Here is a 17477-nt window from a genome sequence, read left to right as displayed (position 1 = left end):
CTAAAACAGGCGCATCATCCACTCCGTGCAGAATACCACGCCGCAGGCGGCCAATGCCACAGGCAGCAGAGCCGCGCCGCGGTAAGCCAGAAGCACAGCCGCGGCGAAGCCCACGGTGGCGGAAAACACGCTGCCCGTGCTCTCAAAGATGGCGGGCACCGTCATTACGGCCAGCACGGCGTAAGGAACATAGAACAGAAAGCTTTTGATAAAACGGCTGCGCAGCTTTTTGCGCAGCAGCGCCAGCGGCAGCATGCGTATAAGGTATGTTACGCCCGCCATTACCACGATGTACAGCCAGATGGTTTTTGCATTCATTTACGCCACCTCCCCGTCCGGTGCTCCGGAAGGCTCGTCCGGCACCGGCGCGGCCAGCGCGCCCAGGCCCGACGCCAGCACGGTGCAGAGGATGATGGAAAAACCGCTGGAAACCGTGTTCAGCACAGGCAGCCAGTGCATGGCGCAGCTGAGCGCGACAGCCAGAGCCACCACGCCCAGCACGGCGCGGCTCTGCTTTGCAACGGGCACCACGATGGCGATGAACATGCCGTAAATGGCGATGGACAGCGCGCTGCGCACCGACGGCGGCAAAAAGCCGCTGGCCACGGCGCCGCACAGCGTGCCCAGCGCCCAGCCGCAGTAAGGCGCGATCATCACGCCGAACAGATAGCGCTTGCCCACCTCTCCCTTTTGCCCGGACGCCACGGCGAACACCTCGTCCGTCATCATAAAGCTGAACAGCATGCGGTCGATGAGGCCGACGCGGCGCTCCAGCTTTTGGGAGAGGGAAAGGCTCATCAGGGCATAGCGCAGATTGATGACGAGCTGTGTGAGCGCCGTTTCAAACAGCGTGCCGCCGCCGAAAATGAGGGAAAGCCCGGCGAACTGCCCGGCGCTGGTGACGTTCGTCATGCTGATGGCCACGGCGGCCCACACCGGCAGGCCGCCCGTCACGGCCATCATGCCGAACGTGACGGAGACGGAAAGATAACCCAGGCCAATGGGCACGCCGTCGTGAAAGCCCGCCCAGAAAGAATTCTGGACGGGCGCGGTGGTTTGCTGTGTCTGCTGCAAGGGGAACACCTCGAAAAAAGAATGGGGCGGGGAAGGGGTTATTTGAAGAACAGCCCGCCCAGCTTGCCCTCCGGTGTGTAGGAGAGCGTAAAGGTCACCGCGGCGTTTTCATATTTTGCCTGTACCACGGCCACGCCGTAACCGTCCTTGCCGCCCACGGTCGTTTTTGTGATGGAATCGAACGCGCCGGCGGCTTCCAGCACCGGCTGCCATACGGCGGCAAGGTCCTCGACCGTCATGGCGGAGGTCATCTCCTCTGTCATTCCGGCGAACAACGCGTCATAGTCCTCGTCGTTCAGCTGCGCCACGGTCTGCGCCGCGGCGTCCGTCACGCTTTCCTGCGTCAGGCCGTCGGGCAGCGGCGCGGCGCCGCACCCGGCCAGCAAAGCCAGGCTTAAAATCAGGCACAAAGCAAGCGATAAAGTGCGTTTCATACCAGTTCCTCCAATGTTTCCTGTTTGATGGTTTTTTTGCCAGTGCGGCAGACGTCCTGCAGGCAGCACACCTCGCACAGAGCCTTGCGGGCGGTGCACACCACGCGTCCGTGCATCACGCAGCGGTGGCAGAAATCGTTGGACTCCTCAGGCGGCAGGACCTTCACCAGCGCGCGCTCCACCTGCACCGGGTCGGTGGTGTCCGTCACGAAACCGATGCGGTTTGCCATGCGGATGCAGTGGGTGTCCGCCACGACGGCGGGCAGGTGGAAGATATCGCCCCGGATGAGATTGGCGCTTTTGCGGCCCACGCCCGGCAGGCGCAGAAGATCCTCCATGGCCTGGGGCACTTTGCCGCCGTATTCCCGCAGCAGCATGTTTGCCATGCCGGCAAGGTCGCGCGCCTTGCTTTTGCCCAGGCCGCAGGGCTTGATGATGGCCTCTATGGCGTCCGGCCCGGCCGCAGCCAGCGCCTCCAGCGTGGGATATTTGGCAAACAGGTCCTTTGTCACGATATTCACGCGGGCGTCGGTGCATTGGGCCGAAAGCCGCACGCTGACAAGAAGCTGCCACGCGTCGTCATAGGCAAGCGAGCATTCGCTCACGGGGTATTCCTTTTTCAGGCGCTCTACAATGAGCCTGGTATCTGCTTTTGTGCGCAAAAAGACGCCTCCCTGTTGCACGGCGGCCGCCCCGCGCGCTTTCGCGCATAAAAGAAAGCCGCCGATAAATTGATATTATGATAGCACATTTCGTCCAAAAGCAAAAGGGGGAACGTCTGTGCCGCTGAAAATTCAGCAGTTTAACAGGCTAAAGCGTCTTGTGCGCCGCGCGCGGCGGGTGTATAATCTATAATTGGGAAGAAGGCGGGGAAAACCGCCGCAGGAAGTAAAACAGTACAGGAGGGCACACCCATGTTCAAAGAAATGATGGACACCATCGGCTTCGTCACACAGGCCGACCCCGAGGTCGGCGCGGCGATGGAGGCCGAACTCAAACGCCAGCGGGGCAATATCGAGCTGATCGCCTCTGAAAATATCGTCTCGCCCGCGGTAATGGCCGCCATGGGCAGCGTGCTCACCAACAAGTACGCCGAAGGGTATCCCGGCCACCGCTACTACGGCGGATGCCAGTGCGTGGACGTGGTGGAGGACATTGCCCGCGACCGCGCGTGCAGGCTGTTCGGCGCCGAGCACGCCAATGTGCAGCCGCATTCGGGCGCGCAGGCCAATCTGGCCGTTTATTTTGCGCTGCTGAACGTGGGCGATACCGTCCTGGGCATGGATCTTTCCAACGGCGGCCACCTCACCCACGGCAGCCCTGTGAACATGAGCGGCAAGAACTATAATTTCATCGCATACGGCGTGGACGAAAACGGCTATCTGGATTATGCGGATCTGGAGAAAAAAGCAAAGGAGCACAAGCCCAAAATGATCGTCGCGGGCGCTTCGGCCTACTCCCGCACCATTGATTTTGAACGCATCGCGAAGATCGCCCGGGAAAACGGCGCGCTGTTTATGGTGGATATGGCGCACATCGCGGGGCTTGTGGCCGCTGGCCTGCACCCGAACCCCGTGCCCTATGCCGACGTGGTGACAACCACCACCCACAAAACGCTGCGCGGCCCCCGCGGCGGCCTGATCCTGTGCCGGGAGGAGTACGCCAAGGCCATCGACAAGGCTATTTTCCCGGGTACCCAGGGCGGCCCGCTGGAGCATATTATCGCGGCCAAGGCCGTGTGCTTCGGCGAAGCGCTGAAGCCGGAATTCAAAGAATATCAGAAGAATATCGCAGAGAACGCCCGCGTGCTGGCCCAAGCGCTGCTGGACGAGGGGCTGGGCCTTGTCTCCGGCGGCACGGACAACCACCTGATGACCGTGGACCTGCGCGGCACGGGCGTTACGGGCAAGGAGCTGGAGCGCCGTCTGGACGAGGTGCACATCACAGCAAACAAAAACACCGTTCCCAACGACCCGGAGAAGCCTTTCGTTACCTCCGGCGTGCGCATCGGAACGCCCGCTGTCACCACCCGCGGCTTCGGGCCGGAGGAAATGCGGAAGATTGCAAAATGGATCGCGGCCTGCACCTTTGATTTTGAGGCGCAGAAGGAAGCCGTCGCCGCCGAGGTAGCCGCCCTGACGGCCCGTTTCCCGCTGTACGAGTAACAACAGCACGCAGACAGAAAAAAGCTCCGGGTGCGGCGGAAAGCCGGGCCCGGAGCTTTCAGACTATTGAAAAAGGCAGAGAAGTAAAAGAAATGTCTGGGGAAAAAGCTTGAAAAAGGGGTGGCGAACCCCTTTTTCATTTAAAATAACCCCGCGCCGTGCGCGGCGAACGGGGCCGCAGGCCCTGTTCGTAGGCAGCTTGGCGCAAAAGCGAAGCTTTTTCGACAAGCTGAAAGCTCCGGGTGCGGCGGAAAGCCGGGCCCGGAGCTTCTTTGTGAAAAACGGACAGGGGAAGAGTCGGTCACTTGCGGAAGATATCCACCGCATGGCTTGTAATGCCCGCCAGGTCCGCGCGTTCACAGGTGGCGAAATGGTATTTCAGATACAGGGCGAAGGCGTCAGCGTCCATCGCGTCGATCTCGTCGCGCAAAAGCAGGGCGCAGCCGTCGGAGGCTACATAGTGCAGCCGCGTTACAGGGAACACGGACATCAGCTCATCAACATCCTCTTTGCGCACCAGCTCGAACAAATCCTTTGGCTGGGAGCTGGCGGCAAACGTCCGGGCGTCCAGCAGCCCGTCCCGCACATATTCGGCCACAGAGATATTGTCGCGGCGGAAGCCCTCGTCCAGAAGGCAGCCGTCGGAGATGACATAAGCGGCAAAGACAACGCCGCCCGGCTTTGTGACGCGGATCGCCTCCCGCAGCGCCCGGCGCTTGTCGTCCTGAGTATACAGATGATAAAGCGGGCCGAGCAGAAGCGTGACATCGTAGGCGTTGTCCGCAAAGGCGGACAGATCCAGAGCATTGCCCTGTGCGATGGTGACGCTTTCCCCGGGACGGGTGTTTTGGCGGAAAACCTCGATGTTGTGCGCGACCAGCTCCACCGCGTCCACGGGATGCCCCCGGCGCGCCAGCGCGTGAGAATAGCGGCCCGTTCCGGCGCCGATCTCGAGGACTTTGTCGCCGTGCTTGAGATATTTCTCGATGTAGCGCATCGTGGTGAGAAATTCGACGCTGCCGTGCTGAAACAGCAGGCGGCTGTCCTCGTCGTAATGGTTGTAAAAATCGTTCAGGTATTGATTTGCTTCCATGCGGCACCTCCTTACAGAGCCAGTCGTATTTGGTCTCTATTATAGTATGGGGCATGGAGCGAATCAAGAAAAAGTTTCCGCGGCCGAGCGCGGAGGAGGCAAGCGGCAGGAGCGGCCCGCCCCGGGGCGGTTATTCTACCGCGCGCAGGCGCAGTGCCATCACGGTTACGTCGTCGGGCATGTCCTGCTGCTTTTCCCTCGCCGCGCGGGCCACCGCATCCGCCAGCTTTTGGGGCGCGTCGTCCGCGTGAGCCACGAGCTGCGCGCGCAGCCAGGAGGCGCCCGGAGCCAGCGCGCCATCGCTCACCAGCACAGCGGTATCGCCGGGGGAAAGGCACAGCAGCTCCCGGCGGCCCGTCACGCTGCCTAGAATGCCGATGGGAAGCGTGTCGCCGCTGTAAACGGCGGCCTTACCGTCCCTTAATAGAAACGAAGCCGCGGCCCCCGCCTTGTACAGCACTGCGTCCCCGGTGTACAGGTCGATGGAAAGCGCGTCCAGTGCCACGGCGCTTTCGTCGTCGCTCTTCAGCGCCAGCGCGATGTTCACCAGCCGCGCCGTGCTGGCGCTTTCGAACCCGGCGTGCAGCAGCTCTTTCGTAAGGGAGGCGGCCAGCACGCCGCCCACCGCCGCCGCCTTACCAGTGCCCATGCCGTCGCACAGCACCGCGTGAAAATGGCCTGTTTCATCGGGGAAGGCCTGTATCGCATCGGCGGATATGTCGCCGCCGGCGGGCAGGGCGCAGACGGCGCAGTCCACGGCAAAGCGGGGCCGTTCACGGAACAGCAGCTTGGTCACCGTGCCGGAATGGATGCATTGGGCGGGCGCGAAGGTGCGGCGGCACAGGGTGGAGACCTCATCGGTGATGACCTTCAGCTCGTCGGCCGTGAAGGACAGGCGCGGCACGCATACGGTGGCCGTCACGCGGCCGGAAGCGTCCTGGGCAACGGTGGTCTCCAGCGGCTCCAGGCCGATCTCCGAGAACAATTGCTCCAGTCGGCGGGCCTTGCGCTTGTCCGGAACATCCGTCTGGTACACCTGCCCGGCCAGCTCGGCCAGAGCCGCGGCCAGGGCGCTGTACTGTTCGCACAAAGCGGCGCGCGCCGCGCCGTCGTGTGTGCGTGCCGCCCGCCGCGCAGCCTGTTCGGCGGCGGCCACATTGATGGCGTTGGCCAGCCGCACAGGTGTCTGGCACCGCCGCTGCAAAACCGGGGGCAGGTCCGCCGCGGCCACGCCGTCGGGCATGGCAATGAGCGGGGAAAGATTGTTGAACGCGTCGTAGGTCTCGCCGGCGCAGTCCACCCAGCAATACAGGCGTTTGCCGCAGGCCTTGCAGCAACGCTCCGCCACGGCGTCGCACAGGTCGGCAGTGGTCTCGCGCCGGGGCGGCAGCCGTTCGCATACGGCCTGCACGGTGTCGCCCACGGCGCACAGCGCGCCGGACACAGCCTCCAGCCGCCCGGAGAGCGTGGTGAGCGCCGCTCGTGAGGCAAAGGGGGCGGACGGCGGCGCGGCGGGAACACGCTGGAACAGTCCGGCGGGCAGCAGGCAGTACGCCGCGCCCGCAATGCAAAGCTCCACGGCCAGCTGCAGCCCCGCGTTGTTGCCGGGCGCGCAGGACACGCCCACCAGCCCCGCGCCGCAGAACACCAGAGCCGTCACCGGGCGGCTGCTGCCTGTGAACAAGCCAGCGGCAAGCCCGCCTGCCGCGATGCCAAGCCCGGCATACAGGTTGGCGGGGTCCGCCGCGCACAGCGCCGCCATGGCGCCCACGGCCGTTACGGCGGCTGCTCCCTCCTGCCCGCGGGCCGCAACAGCCAGCACCGTCAGCGCGGCGGCGGCGCGGGCGACGGACAGCCCCAGTACCGTGTAGGGCGTCAGGCAGGCCAGCAGCGCCATAAAGGCGAAGCAAAGCGCGGCGCGCTCCTCGGCGTCCTGAGGCATTCCGCCCTGCCGGGGCACGGCAAAAAAGCCCACCAGAAGATAGGACAGCCCCAGCACAAGCAGCGCTTCGGCCGCGGCGGAGAGGATGCCCGGCAGCCCGGCATAGCCCGCCACGGCCAGGCCGGAGCGGATGAGGCAGAATACGATGCCCGCCGCCGTGGCGGGGGCCATGGGCGCATAATTCTGACGGCGCGTACCGGCCAGGCCGCGCAGGAGCGCCACCACGGCCGCGCCGGCCAGGTAAGGCGCGGCGTCTGCCAGCGGCAGCGCAAAGGCGTATCCGGCCGCCGCGCCCGCGGCGGCGCACACCGCGTAGGGTGTGGGCACAGCCGCCGCGAAGCAGAGCCCCAGAGGGCGCAGGCCGCCCAGCAGCGGCGCGCCGGCGCCCAGCCAGCCCAGCAATGCGGCGCAAAGCTGGAACGCAAGAGGCAGAAGGCGTTGGGGCACGCCCGTGCGCATCGCCTTTCGCACCACGGGCCTTTCACGGAGTTTGACGGACATGTGGGTCACCATTCTTTCCTTCCGGGCTTTTCCGGCACGGCGTTGGACGGTGTGCGCCGGATCTGCCCGCTTTCTTTTCCCGCCCGGGCGGGGCGCTTTCCCGAAGAAAGGCATAAACCGCGCGCGGGCCGCATATCTATGGCAGGGTACCCACAATTATAAAAGTCCCCGGCAGAAGATTTTGTCTCTTCATGCCGGGGACTTGTTAAATTTGGTAATTTTTTACAATTATCTCCGTTTTGCCGATGTGACAGGGAGATAGCCTTTACAGGCGCTGGATGGCGGCTTTGACACGGGCGACCGCTTTTTCCTTGCCCAGCACAGCGGCCAGCTCGATGCCGCCGCCGGGGGTGAACTGCTTGCCGGACACCGCCACACGCAGAGGCCACAGCATAAAGCCGTTTTTCACGCCTTTTTCCTCAATCAGAGCAAACAGGGCAGCATGCACCGCGTCCCGGGTGAAGCCGTCGGCCGGAATGGCCTCCAGTACGGGCAGAATGGCTTCCAGCGCTTCCTTGGCGGTCTCGGCGGTGGTCTTCATTTTCTTGTTGGTATACATGGCAAGGTCATACTCGGGCATTTCGTCGATAAAGTCGATCTGCTCGGGGATATCGCTCATCAGCTCGCACCTCTGGTGCAGCACCTGGGCCAGCAGGGCCTTGTTGCAGGGCGTCTTGACGACACTGTCAATATACGGCTCGGCTTTCTCGAAAAACGCCTCCTCGCTCATGGCGCGGATGTATTCGGCATTGATATAGCGCAGCTTCGCGGGGTCGAAAATGGCGGGAGCCTTGCCGATGCCGCTCTCGTCGAACACCTCGATCATCTCTGGCAGCGTGAAAATCTCGCGCTCGCCCTTGGGACTCCAGCCCAGCAGCAGAATGTAGTTGAGCACGGCTTCTTTCAGGTAGCCTTTGGCGACGAGGTCCTGATAGCTTGCGTCTCCGTTGCGCTTGGACAGCTTGTTCTGCGCGTCCTTCATCACGGGCGGGCAGTGAATATAGGTGGGGATATCCCAGCCGAAATCCTTGTACAGCAGATTGTATTTGGGCGTGCTGGAAAGGTATTCCGAGCCTCGGATGACATGGGTGATGCCCATCAGATGGTCGTCCACCACGTTGGCGAAGTTGTAGGTGGGCATGCCGTCGGTCTTGATGAGGATCTGGTCATCCAGCGTGGCGTTGTCCACCTCGATGTGGCCGTACACCACGTCCTCAAAGCTGGTGGTGCCGGTTTTGGGCATTTTCTGGCGGATGACGTAGGGAAGGCCGGCGTCCAGCTTTGCCTGCACCTCCTGGGGCGAAAGGCTGCGGCAGTGGCCGTCGTAGTGGGGAGCCTGGCCGCTGGCTTTCTGCACCAGGCGCATTTCATCCAGACGCTCCTTGTCGCAGAAGCAGTAATAAGCCTTGCCTTCTTTCACAAGCTGCTCGGCATAGCCCTTGAACATGCCCATGCGTTCACTCTGCACATAGGGGCCGACGGGGCCGCCGATGTCCGGCCCCTCGTCCCAGATGAGGCCCGTTTCGCGCAGGGTATTGTAGATGATGTCCACCGCACCCTCCACATAACGCTCCTGGTCGGTGTCTTCGATGCGCAGAATAAACGTTCCGCCGGCGCTTTTGGCTTTTAAAAACGCATAGAGGGCGGTGCGCAGGTTGCCTACGTGCATGTAGCCCGTGGGGCTGGGGGCGAAACGGGTACGGACGATATTCGATGCCATAGCTTTGGTACTCCTCAATTTTTGGATTTTGCCCGGCGCAGCCGGACGGACATGAAAAAACGGCGTTCCGCCGCGCTTTTATTCCTTATTAAGTTTAGCCGCAAGCAGGCTGTTTGTCAATTGCCCGGCCTGTTGAAAAAGGTTAAAAAACGTTTGCAGCCCGGACACGCGCCGGGAAAACACCCCTACAGCGCAAAATTGCCCTTTTGCGCGCCGGAAAGGAGAACGGAGGGGCCCAAAAAGCGGCCGCGCAGCACAAAGCGTTTGGCGTCCCGCAGAGGTTGGCGATTTTGCCGGCGGCCTCGATTGCTTTCAGGCTTAGGGTGTGCTACAATAATTTATATATTGTAAAAAAGCAGGGGGAACCCGAAATGGAAGAACAAAAAAAACGCATCCTGAGCGGCATCCAGCCCACCGGCACTTTTACGCTGGGCAATTATGTGGGCGCGGTGCGCAACTGGGACGCGCTGCAAAGCGATTATAACTGTATTTATATGATCGCCAACATGCACGCCATCACCGTGCGCCAAACGCCGGCGGACCTGCGCCGCCAGACGCGGGAGGCTGCGGCGCTGCTGCTGGCTTGCGGCATCGACCCGGACAGGAGCGTGCTGTTCGTACAGAGCCATGTGCCCGCTCATGCGGAGCTGTCGTGGGTGCTCTCCTGCAGCACGCCCTTCGGCGAGCTGACGCGTATGCACCAGTTTAAGGAAAAGAGTGCCAGGCATCCGGAGGATATCAACGCGGGCCTGTTTACCTATCCTGTGCTCATGGCGGCTGACATCCTCATCTACAATGCCGACCTCGTACCCGTGGGCATCGACCAGAAGCAGCATCTGGAGCTGGCGCGCAATGTCGCCCAGAGGTTCAACGGCGTATACGGCGACACCTTCGTGGTGCCCGACGGCTACATCCCCAAAACAGGAGCCAAAATCATGAGCCTGCAGGAGCCGGAGAAGAAAATGAGCAAAAGCGACACCAACGTCAACGGCTTTGTGCTGATGCTGGACGACGCGGATACCATCGTGCGCAAATTCAAGCGCGCCGTAACGGACTCCGACGGATGCGTGCGCGCCGCCGGGGACAAGCCCGGCGTCACAAATCTGATGAGCATTTACAGTGTGTTCACGGGCCGCGATTATGCCGCCATTGAGAAGGAGTTCGCGGGCAGGGGCTACGGCGAGTTCAAGCTGGCCGTGGCCGAGGTGGTGAAGGATGCTTTCGCCCCCATCCAGGCCGAATACAAACGCATCCTGGCGGACAAGGCTTATCTGGACGGCGTGCTCACCGGGGGCGCGCGGCGTGCTGCCGCCATTGCGGACCGCACAGTGACAAAAGTCTACAAAAAAGTCGGTTTTTTGCAAATTTAACCGTATTTTAGCGTATATCAGTTTACAAATTGTTAAAATATTCTTTTTATTCCACATATTGACAGATTCTGTAAAATTCTGTATAGTAATATCAATGATATCCGGCGGGAGGGATACCCGCCGGAAAAAGGAAGTGGGAGAATTGAAATCTACGGGAATCGTACGTCCGGTGGATAATCTGGGCCGTATTGTGCTGCCGATCGAGCTGCGCCGGGTACTGGATATCGACAAGGACGCCGCGCTGGAAGTATATGTGGACAATGACAGCATTGTGCTCAAAAAGTACCAGCCTGCGTGCATCTTCTGCGGCAGCGCCGAAGGCGTCGCGCAGTATCAGGGCCGGAACATCTGCGGCGCATGCCGCGAGGCGATCGCGGCCCTTAAATAAAAGGCGGGGCGTCCCCGCTGCCGGAGCTGCGTCCAACGCATTCCGGCTGTTTTCCGTGTAGCCAGCAGCGCATAAAAAGCCGCCACAAAGTGGCGGCTTTCCTTTTGTGAAAATTCATGCTATGATAAAAAAGCTTATTTTTCCTTTTCGATGCGGGCCTCGCTCGTCTTGATGAGGTTCAGCAGGCTGGTGGCATACAGAGGATAATCCCGCGAAAGGCTTTCTGTCGTCATGGCAAAGGCGCTGGTGTCCTTCAGCGGCGCGCCCAGGCCGATGTCCTCGCCCGCGAGAATGGCCTTAACGTTGGATTCCGCAATGTGCATCGCGGCGTCGGAATAGCCGCCGTACAGATTTTTCTTCACGCCGAACATGCTGCTGGTGTTTTTCGGTCCCGCGCCATATACCAGACGGAACATTTTATACACGGCCAGCATCAGATAACCGGAAATCTCGCCCACAAGGCCCTTGTCCGGGCAGGCGTTCAGCTTGTCGTACAGGATATTCAGGCTGTTGGAGATGAGCTTTTTGTTGAAAGTGGGCAGCACGCTGCCGCGGAACACGCCGTCCTTTGCGCCTTCGGGGCTGGGGATATCCTCCACCGAAAGGGTGAGACCGCTTCGGTCCGCGCTGCGGCCCAGCAGGTAATCGCAGGAAACCCCGTAATAATCAGCCACGCGCACCACAAATTCAAGCCCGCATTCGCGGATGCCTTTTTCGTAGTGCGACAGCAGCGCCTGGGAAACGCCCAGATCTTCGGCGGCCTGCTTTTGCGTCACGCCCTTTTCTTTGCGCAGAAGCGTGATGATCCTGCTGAAATCCGATACCATTACCGCATACCCCTTACACAATTACGTACTGTAAATTATAGTACAGCAAAAACATTTTGTAAATACAAAAATTTCCGAAAAAACCCCACGGCCCGGCCGGGTCCGACAGGGTTTGCTATATCTTCGGCCCAACGCCGCCCATGTGCCTAAATATAGTGGGCGGGCTGGAGATTTTGGCCAAAAATGTGGCTGAAAAATAATTAAAACCGCTGAAATTCCCGCAGCGGACCGATAGGAGGAACTTTTATGAAAAATTACCGCCTGTATCTTGTGCGCCACGGCGTCACGCAGGGCAACCTGGACGGCATTTATATGGGCAGCGGGACGGACCAGCCCCTGTGCGCACAGGGCGCGGCGCAGCTGCGCGCGTTGGCCGCACGCTTTCCGTATCCTAAAGCAGAAACGGTGTTTTCAAGCCCTATGCGCCGCGCGGTGGAGACTGTGGAGCTGCTGTTCCCGGACGCAAAGGATAAGATCATCCTGGCGGACCTGCGGGAAAACGCCTTTGGCGAATTTGAGGGCCGTAAGGTGACGGAGCTGGTGCAGGATGCGCATTTCAAGCAGTGGATGGACCCGGCGCAGCACTATACGCCCGAGGGCGGGGAGCCTGCGGCGGAGTTCCACAAGCGCTGTTCGGATGTGCTGATGGGCATGTTTGAATTTATGATGAAAAGCAATATCTCCGAAGCGGCGTGCGTCACCCACGGCGGCGTCATCATGAGCATGCTGGCCCAGCGCGGCATGCCGCGCCGCGCGCCGGAGCTTTGGATGGCGGACAGCGGCTGCGGTTATCTGCTTCAGTGCAGCCCGGAGCTGTGGATGCGCGACGGCATCGTGGAAGTGAGCGATATCATCCCGTTTGGATATCTGGATGAAGAGGAGGGAAAATGATGGGCATGGTACACATCTATACCGGGGACGGAAAAGGCAAGACGACGGCTGCCGTGGGCCTTTGCACCCGGGCCGCGGGCCACGGTAAAAAAGCCGCGTTCTATGAATTTTTAAAGGGTGCAAAAACCGGCGAGGCAAAGAGCCTGGCTGCGCTTGGCGTGGAGTTTTACTGCCCGGTGGAACGGGAAAAATTCACCTGGACGATGACAGAAACGGAAAAAGCGGAATGCCGCGCCCGCCAGGCGGACACGCTTGCCCGTGCGGCGGCACACATGGCGGAGTATGACCTTGTGGTACTGGACGAGGTGCTGTGCGCGGTGAACGCCGGGATGCTGTCTCTGGCGGATGTGCTGCGCACAGTGCGGGAGAAAGCGCCGAACACGGAGCTGGTGCTCACCGGGCGCGGTGCGCCGGAGGAGCTGATTGCCCTGGCGGATTATGTGAGCGTCATCGAGGCGCGCAAGCATCCCTTTGCCGACGGCGCGCGCACCGCGGCCCGGGAGGGCGTGGAGTATTGAAAAAGCCTTCTGCGCGGCAATAAATAAAAAATAGCCGCAGGCTGTTTTTGGGCCATGCGGGCCGTCCCCGGCCTGCGGCCATTAAAATGAGCTTTTTATAGCTTTGCTGTGCAAAGTTATAAAAAGTTAAATCATAGGACACCTGGAGAGAAGAACGCCCGGCACTCCGGCACAGAGCCTGCGCTGGGTGTTTTTTTGAAATGGAAAGAAAGTGTACCGGACAGTAAAAAAGCTTTACACAAGCTCGCACAGGATGCTGTTCTGAACCAGCATTCCCCGGGGCGTCAGGCGCAGGACGCTGCCGTCGAAAACAGCCAGCCCATGCTCCGCAAGCGTTTGCAGGAACCGGAGCTTTTCGGAGGAGAAGGATACGCCGTACCGCGCGCGCAGCGCGCTCAATGAAAGCCCGCGGGAAAGACGGAGCTGGAGCATGATGTAATCTTCGGCGGTGCATTCGCCCTGGGGTTCGTACACCGCGGGCGCGGCAAGGAACGCGGCCGTGCCCGCCGGCGTGGCAAAGCGCTTGCCGCCCATGCAGCTGTGCGCCGCGGGGCCAAGGCCAAGATAATCGCCGCAGTCCCAATAGATCCGGTTGTGGCGGCTTTCAAAGCCGGGGCGGGCGAAATTGGAAATTTCGTATTGCGCGTAGCCCAGCGCCGCCAGCTTTTCCACGGCGGCAAGATAAAAATCCGCAGCCGCGTCGTCGCCGGGCAGCGCTTCCGGCGGGCGCTTGCCGAACACCGTGTTCGGCTCGATCTTCAGCAGATAGCCGCTGATGTGGGTGCAGCCGCTCTCCGCCAGCAGGGCGGTGGTTTCGTCCAGCTCGGCCATGGTATAAGCGGGCAGCGCAAGCATCAGGTCGCCACTGATGTCGGTGAACCCTGCCTGCACGGCCATTCCCAGCGCGCGGCGGCTTTGCGCCGCGGTATGGCGGCGGCCCAGGCGGGCCAGGCTGTCGTCCCGCGCCGTCTGTATGCCCAGCGAAAGGCGGTTCACACCGGCCCGGCGGAACGCGGCCAATCGCTCGGGCGTGACGGTCTCGGGGTTGGCTTCGAGCGTGATCTCCGCACCGGGCACCGGCCCGGCGGCGCGGATGAGACGGGCCGCCTGCGCGGGCGTCAGCAGCGAGGGCGTGCCGCCGCCGAAATAGAGCGTGTCGGGGCGCAGCGGCGTGGAGCCGCAAGGCGAAAAACGGTCCATTTCCCGGCACAGGGCGTCAATGTACGCCTCGGGTACACCGTCCGGGCATGGGGTGGAATAGAAGTCGCAGTAACGGCATTTGGAACGGCAATAGGGGATATGGATGTAAAGGCCAAACATATTACACCTCATTGGACGTTTATTACCTTAACTTTATCCGGAATAGAGATAAAAGTCAATCTTGAGTGCGCCTTTGCGACAGGCCTCAAAAGAGGCGGAACAAGATATTTGCGGAGAGAGTAAGAGGCCACGCGTTTTCGCGCGGCGAACGCAGCGGCGGCAGGGCGGTTTTTCTGCTGTGAAAAACACAGCGGCCCGCTCCGGTTTCCCGGCGGCGGGCCGCTGCAACGGCGTTTTTCAGCTGTTGGCGTCAGGCTCTGTAGCCCACGGCGTCGGCCAGCTCCCTGTCGATGACGACGACGGCGTCCTCGTGCATCTTCAGCATCGTGGAGGGGTTTTGCGTGGTGATGACATCGTCCATGATCAGCCCCCTGATGGCCGGGACCTTGGCAAGGCCCGTAGCGGCCAGAACGACCTTTTTCGCGGCGAGGATATCGCCCATGCCCATGGTGATGGCCATGGTGGGCACGTCCTCTTTTTTCTCAAAGAAGCGGGCGTTGGCGTTGATGGTGCTCTCGGTCAGCTTTTCGGTGTGGGCCACGGCGATGAGGTGGTCGCTGGCCTCGTTGAATGCGATGTGGCCGTTGTTGCCGATGCCCAGCAGCTGCAGATCCGCCGCGCCGCCCTCACGCACCTTTTCCTCCAGCTCGCGGGCATTGGCCTCGAAATCGCCCATGCCGCTGGCTACAAAGGTGTTCTTTTTATCAATGTTGATGTGGTCGAACAGATTGGTGTCCATGAAATAGCGGTAGCTCTGGTCATGCGTGCCGGGGATACCGCAGTATTCATCCAGGTTCACGGTGTGCACGCGGGAGAAATCCACCTCGCCGGCCTTATTCATCTCAATGAGCTTTTTGTAAATGGGCACCGGCGTACCGCCCGTGGCAAGGCCGAGCTTGGCATCGGGCTTGGCGTTTACAAGTTCCTTGATCATATTGGCGATGACCGCGCAGGTCTCGTCATAGCTGTTCGTTACGATAACTTTCATGGAAGTCGCTCCTTTTTCTTTATTTTAAAGGCTTCTTTACTTTTAATCATAGCGTTTTTTGCGTGGGGTTAAAAGGCGTAAAAAGCCTTTAATTTTGCACAAACGTGCGCGGCGCTGCAAAATGCGGCCCTCTCAAATGTACAGCGCGCTTTCCAGCTCGTTCACCGCGCCTCCGCGCGCCGCGCCCGCGTTCTGCGCGCGGAAAGCGGCGGGCGTTTGCCCGGTGTGCTTTTTGAACACCTTGCACAGGTAGTTCGCGCCCGAAAAGCCGCACAGCGTGGCCACTACTTCCAGCGGGTAATCCCGCCGGGCCAAAAGCGCCTTGGCGGCGTCCAGCCGGACACCCGTCAAATACTGCCCCGGGCCCACGCCCATTTCAGCCGAAAACACCCGCACCAGATGGCTTTTGCTCACGCCCAGCTGGGCGCTCAGCTCCTCCACGCCGTACAGGCCTGCATAATTCTGGCGGATGGCCAGCACCGCATCCGCCACCAGCGGCGAAAGCCGGGGAACGGCCGCGTCGGCGGCGGCAAGTTCGCACAGAATATGGTAGCACAGCGCGGAAAGCCCGGCCGCGCCGCCGCGTTCCATGGCGGCGGCAAGCTCGCCCAGCAGCTGGGCGGCCATGGGGCAGGCGCTGCAGTCGCTGGCAAGCGGGGCGGGCAGGCCCGCGGCTGCGGCCTGTGCAGCTGTGCCGGAAAAACCAGCCGCCAGCACGTGGCAGCCGGTCACGGGCGTTACCTCAACAGCCGCGCCTCCCGCAAGGAACAGCCCGCCCGCCGCCAGAAGCACGGGCTCGCTGTCCGCGGAAGCGGCCGCGCGCCCGCTGCTGGCCAGCACCACCGTAAAAGGCGCGGCGGGCAGCAGCACAGGCGTTTCGCCTGTGACCTCCCGGCAGAACACCGGCGTGCAGACGGCGCTTTCGTCAAATATCAACAATATCCACTCCGTATCAATATTTTACTATTTAAAACAGCGTTTCCAGCTGATATTATTATATTAAAGACGGAACCAACCGTCAAGGATATCAACAAAATCCAAAATTATTGAAGAATACGGAGGCTGATTCCTATGGCAAGCATTAGCTTGAAAGGCATCTACAAGATCTATCCGGGCGACGTGACCGCCGTTTCCGATTTCAACCTTGAGATCGAAGACAAAGAGTTTATCATTCTCGTCGGCCCTTCCGGCTGCGGTAAATCCACCACGCTGCGCATGATCGCCGGCCTGGAGGAGATCTCCAAGGGCGAGCTGTACATCGGTGACCGCCTGGTGAATGACGTTCCCCCGAAGGACCGCGATATCGCGATGGTGTTCCAGAACTATGCTCTGTATCCGCACATGACGGTTTACAAGAACATGGCTTTCGGCCTTGAGCTGCGCAAGACCCCGAAGGACGAGATCGACAAGCGCGTGCGTGAAGCCGCCCGCGTGCTGGACATCGAGCATCTGCTCGACCGCAAGCCGAAGGCTTTGTCCGGCGGCCAGCGCCAGCGTGTTGCCCTGGGCCGCGCCATGGTGCGTAACCCGGCCGTGTTCCTGCTCGACGAGCCCCTTTCCAACTTGGACGCCAAGCTGCGTACCTCGATGCGCACCGAGATCATCAAGCTGCACCAGAAGCTGGGCACCACGTTCATCTACGTTACGCATGACCAGACCGAGGCTATGACCATGGGCGACCGCATCGTGGTTATGAAGGACGGCCTGATCCAGCAGGTGGACACTCCGCAGAACCTGTACGATTATCCGTGCAATATGTTCGTCGGCGGCTTCATCGGCAGCCCGCAGATGAACTTCCTGGACGCTACTCTGGTGAAGGAAGGCTCCAACTACTATGTTGACCTGGGCGGCGACAAGCTGCTCATCGCTCCGGAGAAGGTTACTTCCGCGCTGGATGCTTATGTCGGCAAGGCGATCAAGGCCGGTATCCGTCCGGAGGACATCAAGGACGACGAGGAGTTCATGGAGAAGCACAAGGACGCCACCATCACCGCGCATGTGGAAGTTTCCGAGCTGATGGGCTCTGAGATCTACCTGTACCTGGAGTACAAGGATTACAAGATGACGGCCCGCGTGAACCCGGGCAGCAGCGCGAAGAACGGCACCGATGTGAAGGTCGCCATCAACACCAAGAAGCTGCACCTGTTCGACCCGGAGACCGAACTGGCCATCCTGAACTAAGCAGTACAGAGCAATAACAGCAACCAAAGCCCCGGCGCTTTTGCGCCGGGGCTTTTTTGTACACA

At 60.9% G+C, this 17477-nt stretch carries 17 protein-coding genes; 6 read left to right on the top strand and 11 right to left on the bottom strand.

Features of this window, described 5'->3' with window-relative positions:
* The 4 genes from TQ39_RS12265 to TQ39_RS12250 are packed head-to-tail and all read right to left on the bottom strand — an operon-like array spanning position 1 to position 2170.
* Complete coding sequence (locus tag TQ39_RS12265) at positions 1–318, bottom strand: AzlD domain-containing protein (RefSeq protein ID WP_050005718.1); 318 nt, start codon at positions 316–318, stop codon at positions 1–3.
* Positions 319–1083, bottom strand: a complete 765-nt coding sequence (locus TQ39_RS12260; protein WP_338092829.1) for an AzlC family ABC transporter permease — start codon at positions 1081–1083, stop codon at positions 319–321.
* Positions 1084–1112: 29 nt separating this feature from the next.
* On the bottom strand, positions 1113–1508 hold the full coding sequence (locus TQ39_RS12255; RefSeq protein ID WP_050005716.1) for a DUF3887 domain-containing protein: 396 nt from the start codon (positions 1506–1508) through the stop codon (positions 1113–1115).
* Complete coding sequence (locus tag TQ39_RS12250; protein WP_009322053.1) at positions 1505–2170, bottom strand: endonuclease III domain-containing protein; 666 nt, start codon at positions 2168–2170, stop codon at positions 1505–1507. Before TQ39_RS12250 ends, TQ39_RS12255 begins: the two co-directional genes overlap by 4 nt.
* 252 nt (positions 2171–2422) lie before the next feature.
* On the opposite strand from TQ39_RS12250, the gene TQ39_RS12245 reads away from it, so the two are divergent.
* Complete coding sequence (locus TQ39_RS12245) at positions 2423–3673, top strand: serine hydroxymethyltransferase (RefSeq protein WP_050005715.1); 1251 nt, start codon at positions 2423–2425, stop codon at positions 3671–3673.
* Positions 3674–3974: 301 nt separating this feature from the next.
* On the opposite strand, the gene TQ39_RS12240 is transcribed toward TQ39_RS12245, so the two are convergent.
* The 3 genes from TQ39_RS12240 to gltX all read right to left on the bottom strand — a co-directional run bounded on the left by TQ39_RS12240 (position 3975) and on the right by gltX (position 8929).
* The gene (locus TQ39_RS12240) at positions 3975–4766 is read right to left on the bottom strand and encodes a class I SAM-dependent methyltransferase (RefSeq protein WP_050005714.1); all 792 of its coding nucleotides are present in this window, start codon (positions 4764–4766) and stop codon (positions 3975–3977) included.
* A 130-nt stretch (positions 4767–4896) separates the two neighbouring features.
* Complete coding sequence (locus TQ39_RS12235; protein ID WP_133304162.1) at positions 4897–7221, bottom strand: SpoIIE family protein phosphatase; 2325 nt, start codon at positions 7219–7221, stop codon at positions 4897–4899.
* Between the two features lie 253 nt (positions 7222–7474).
* Positions 7475–8929 carry a glutamate--tRNA ligase gene (gltX, locus tag TQ39_RS12225; RefSeq protein ID WP_009322063.1) on the bottom strand — a complete coding sequence of 485 codons (1455 nt, stop codon included), beginning with the start codon at positions 8927–8929 and terminating at the stop codon, positions 7475–7477.
* 371 nt (positions 8930–9300) lie between these two features.
* Here gltX and trpS point away from each other — a divergent pair, with 371 nt between their 5' ends.
* On the top strand, positions 9301–10299 hold the full coding sequence (trpS, locus tag TQ39_RS12220) for a tryptophan--tRNA ligase (protein WP_009322064.1): 999 nt from the start codon (positions 9301–9303) through the stop codon (positions 10297–10299).
* A 142-nt stretch (positions 10300–10441) separates the two neighbouring features.
* Positions 10442–10687 carry an AbrB/MazE/SpoVT family DNA-binding domain-containing protein gene (locus tag TQ39_RS12215; protein WP_009322065.1) on the top strand — a complete coding sequence of 82 codons (246 nt, stop codon included), beginning with the start codon at positions 10442–10444 and terminating at the stop codon, positions 10685–10687.
* A 134-nt stretch (positions 10688–10821) separates the two neighbouring features.
* Here the strand turns inward: TQ39_RS12215 and TQ39_RS12210 are convergent, their stop codons facing one another.
* Complete coding sequence (locus tag TQ39_RS12210) at positions 10822–11514, bottom strand: helix-turn-helix domain-containing protein (protein WP_009322066.1); 693 nt, start codon at positions 11512–11514, stop codon at positions 10822–10824.
* A gap of 246 nt (positions 11515–11760) precedes the next feature.
* On the opposite strand from TQ39_RS12210, the gene TQ39_RS12205 reads away from it, so the two are divergent.
* Positions 11761–12405 carry a histidine phosphatase family protein gene (locus TQ39_RS12205; protein ID WP_009322067.1) on the top strand — a complete coding sequence of 215 codons (645 nt, stop codon included), beginning with the start codon at positions 11761–11763 and terminating at the stop codon, positions 12403–12405.
* Positions 12402–12923, top strand: coding sequence for a cob(I)yrinic acid a,c-diamide adenosyltransferase (locus TQ39_RS12200; RefSeq protein WP_069955739.1), 522 nt, complete (start codon positions 12402–12404; stop codon positions 12921–12923). The genes TQ39_RS12205 and TQ39_RS12200 overlap by 4 nt, the downstream gene beginning before the upstream one ends.
* A gap of 234 nt (positions 12924–13157) precedes the next feature.
* Here the strand turns inward: TQ39_RS12200 and hemW are convergent, their stop codons facing one another.
* The 3 genes from hemW to TQ39_RS12185 form a co-directional block, all read right to left on the bottom strand.
* Complete coding sequence (hemW, locus tag TQ39_RS12195; RefSeq protein ID WP_050005711.1) at positions 13158–14243, bottom strand: radical SAM family heme chaperone HemW; 1086 nt, start codon at positions 14241–14243, stop codon at positions 13158–13160.
* Positions 14244–14493: 250 nt separating this feature from the next.
* Positions 14494–15231, bottom strand: a complete 738-nt coding sequence (nagB, locus tag TQ39_RS12190; protein ID WP_009322070.1) for a glucosamine-6-phosphate deaminase — start codon at positions 15229–15231, stop codon at positions 14494–14496.
* Positions 15232–15363: 132 nt separating this feature from the next.
* Positions 15364–16167: a helix-turn-helix transcriptional regulator gene (locus tag TQ39_RS12185; RefSeq protein ID WP_050005710.1), complete on the bottom strand. Its 804-nt coding sequence runs from the start codon at positions 16165–16167 to the stop codon at positions 15364–15366.
* A 135-nt stretch (positions 16168–16302) separates the two neighbouring features.
* Between TQ39_RS12185 and TQ39_RS12180 the strand changes: the two genes are divergently transcribed.
* Entirely contained in the window at positions 16303–17412 is a 1110-nt protein-coding gene (locus TQ39_RS12180; RefSeq protein WP_009322072.1) for an ABC transporter ATP-binding protein, read from the top strand.
* Positions 17413–17477: the final 65 nt, after the last annotated feature.

Origin of the sequence: Ruthenibacterium lactatiformans (assembly GCF_000949455.1) — a bacterium.
GTDB classification, from domain to species: domain Bacteria; phylum Bacillota; class Clostridia; order Oscillospirales; family Ruminococcaceae; genus Ruthenibacterium; species Ruthenibacterium lactatiformans.
This window is presented reverse-complemented; position numbering and strand designations above follow the sequence as displayed.

Bases quoted from the DNA above. Each gene is read 5' to 3' on its own strand.
- TQ39_RS12265 (WP_050005718.1), bottom strand. From the start codon at position 318: ATGAATGCAAAAACCATCTGGCTGTACATCGTGGTAATGGCGGGCGTA.
- TQ39_RS12255 (WP_050005716.1), bottom strand. From the start codon at position 1,508: ATGAAACGCACTTTATCGCTTGCTTTGTGCCTGATTTTAAGCCTGGCT.
- TQ39_RS12245 (WP_050005715.1), top strand. From the start codon at position 2,423: ATGTTCAAAGAAATGATGGACACCATCGGCTTCGTCACACAGGCCGAC.
- TQ39_RS12240 (WP_050005714.1), bottom strand. From the start codon at position 4,766: ATGGAAGCAAATCAATACCTGAACGATTTTTACAACCATTACGACGAG.
- TQ39_RS12235 (WP_133304162.1), bottom strand. From the start codon at position 7,221: ATGGTGACCCACATGTCCGTCAAACTCCGTGAAAGGCCCGTGGTGCGA.
- gltX (WP_009322063.1), bottom strand. From the start codon at position 8,929: ATGGCATCGAATATCGTCCGTACCCGTTTCGCCCCCAGCCCCACGGGC.
- trpS (WP_009322064.1), top strand. From the start codon at position 9,301: ATGGAAGAACAAAAAAAACGCATCCTGAGCGGCATCCAGCCCACCGGC.
- TQ39_RS12210 (WP_009322066.1), bottom strand. From the start codon at position 11,514: ATGGTATCGGATTTCAGCAGGATCATCACGCTTCTGCGCAAAGAAAAG.
- TQ39_RS12205 (WP_009322067.1), top strand. From the start codon at position 11,761: ATGAAAAATTACCGCCTGTATCTTGTGCGCCACGGCGTCACGCAGGGC.
- TQ39_RS12200 (WP_069955739.1), top strand. From the start codon at position 12,402: ATGATGGGCATGGTACACATCTATACCGGGGACGGAAAAGGCAAGACG.
- hemW (WP_050005711.1), bottom strand. From the start codon at position 14,243: ATGTTTGGCCTTTACATCCATATCCCCTATTGCCGTTCCAAATGCCGT.
- nagB (WP_009322070.1), bottom strand. From the start codon at position 15,231: ATGAAAGTTATCGTAACGAACAGCTATGACGAGACCTGCGCGGTCATC.
- TQ39_RS12180 (WP_009322072.1), top strand. From the start codon at position 16,303: ATGGCAAGCATTAGCTTGAAAGGCATCTACAAGATCTATCCGGGCGAC.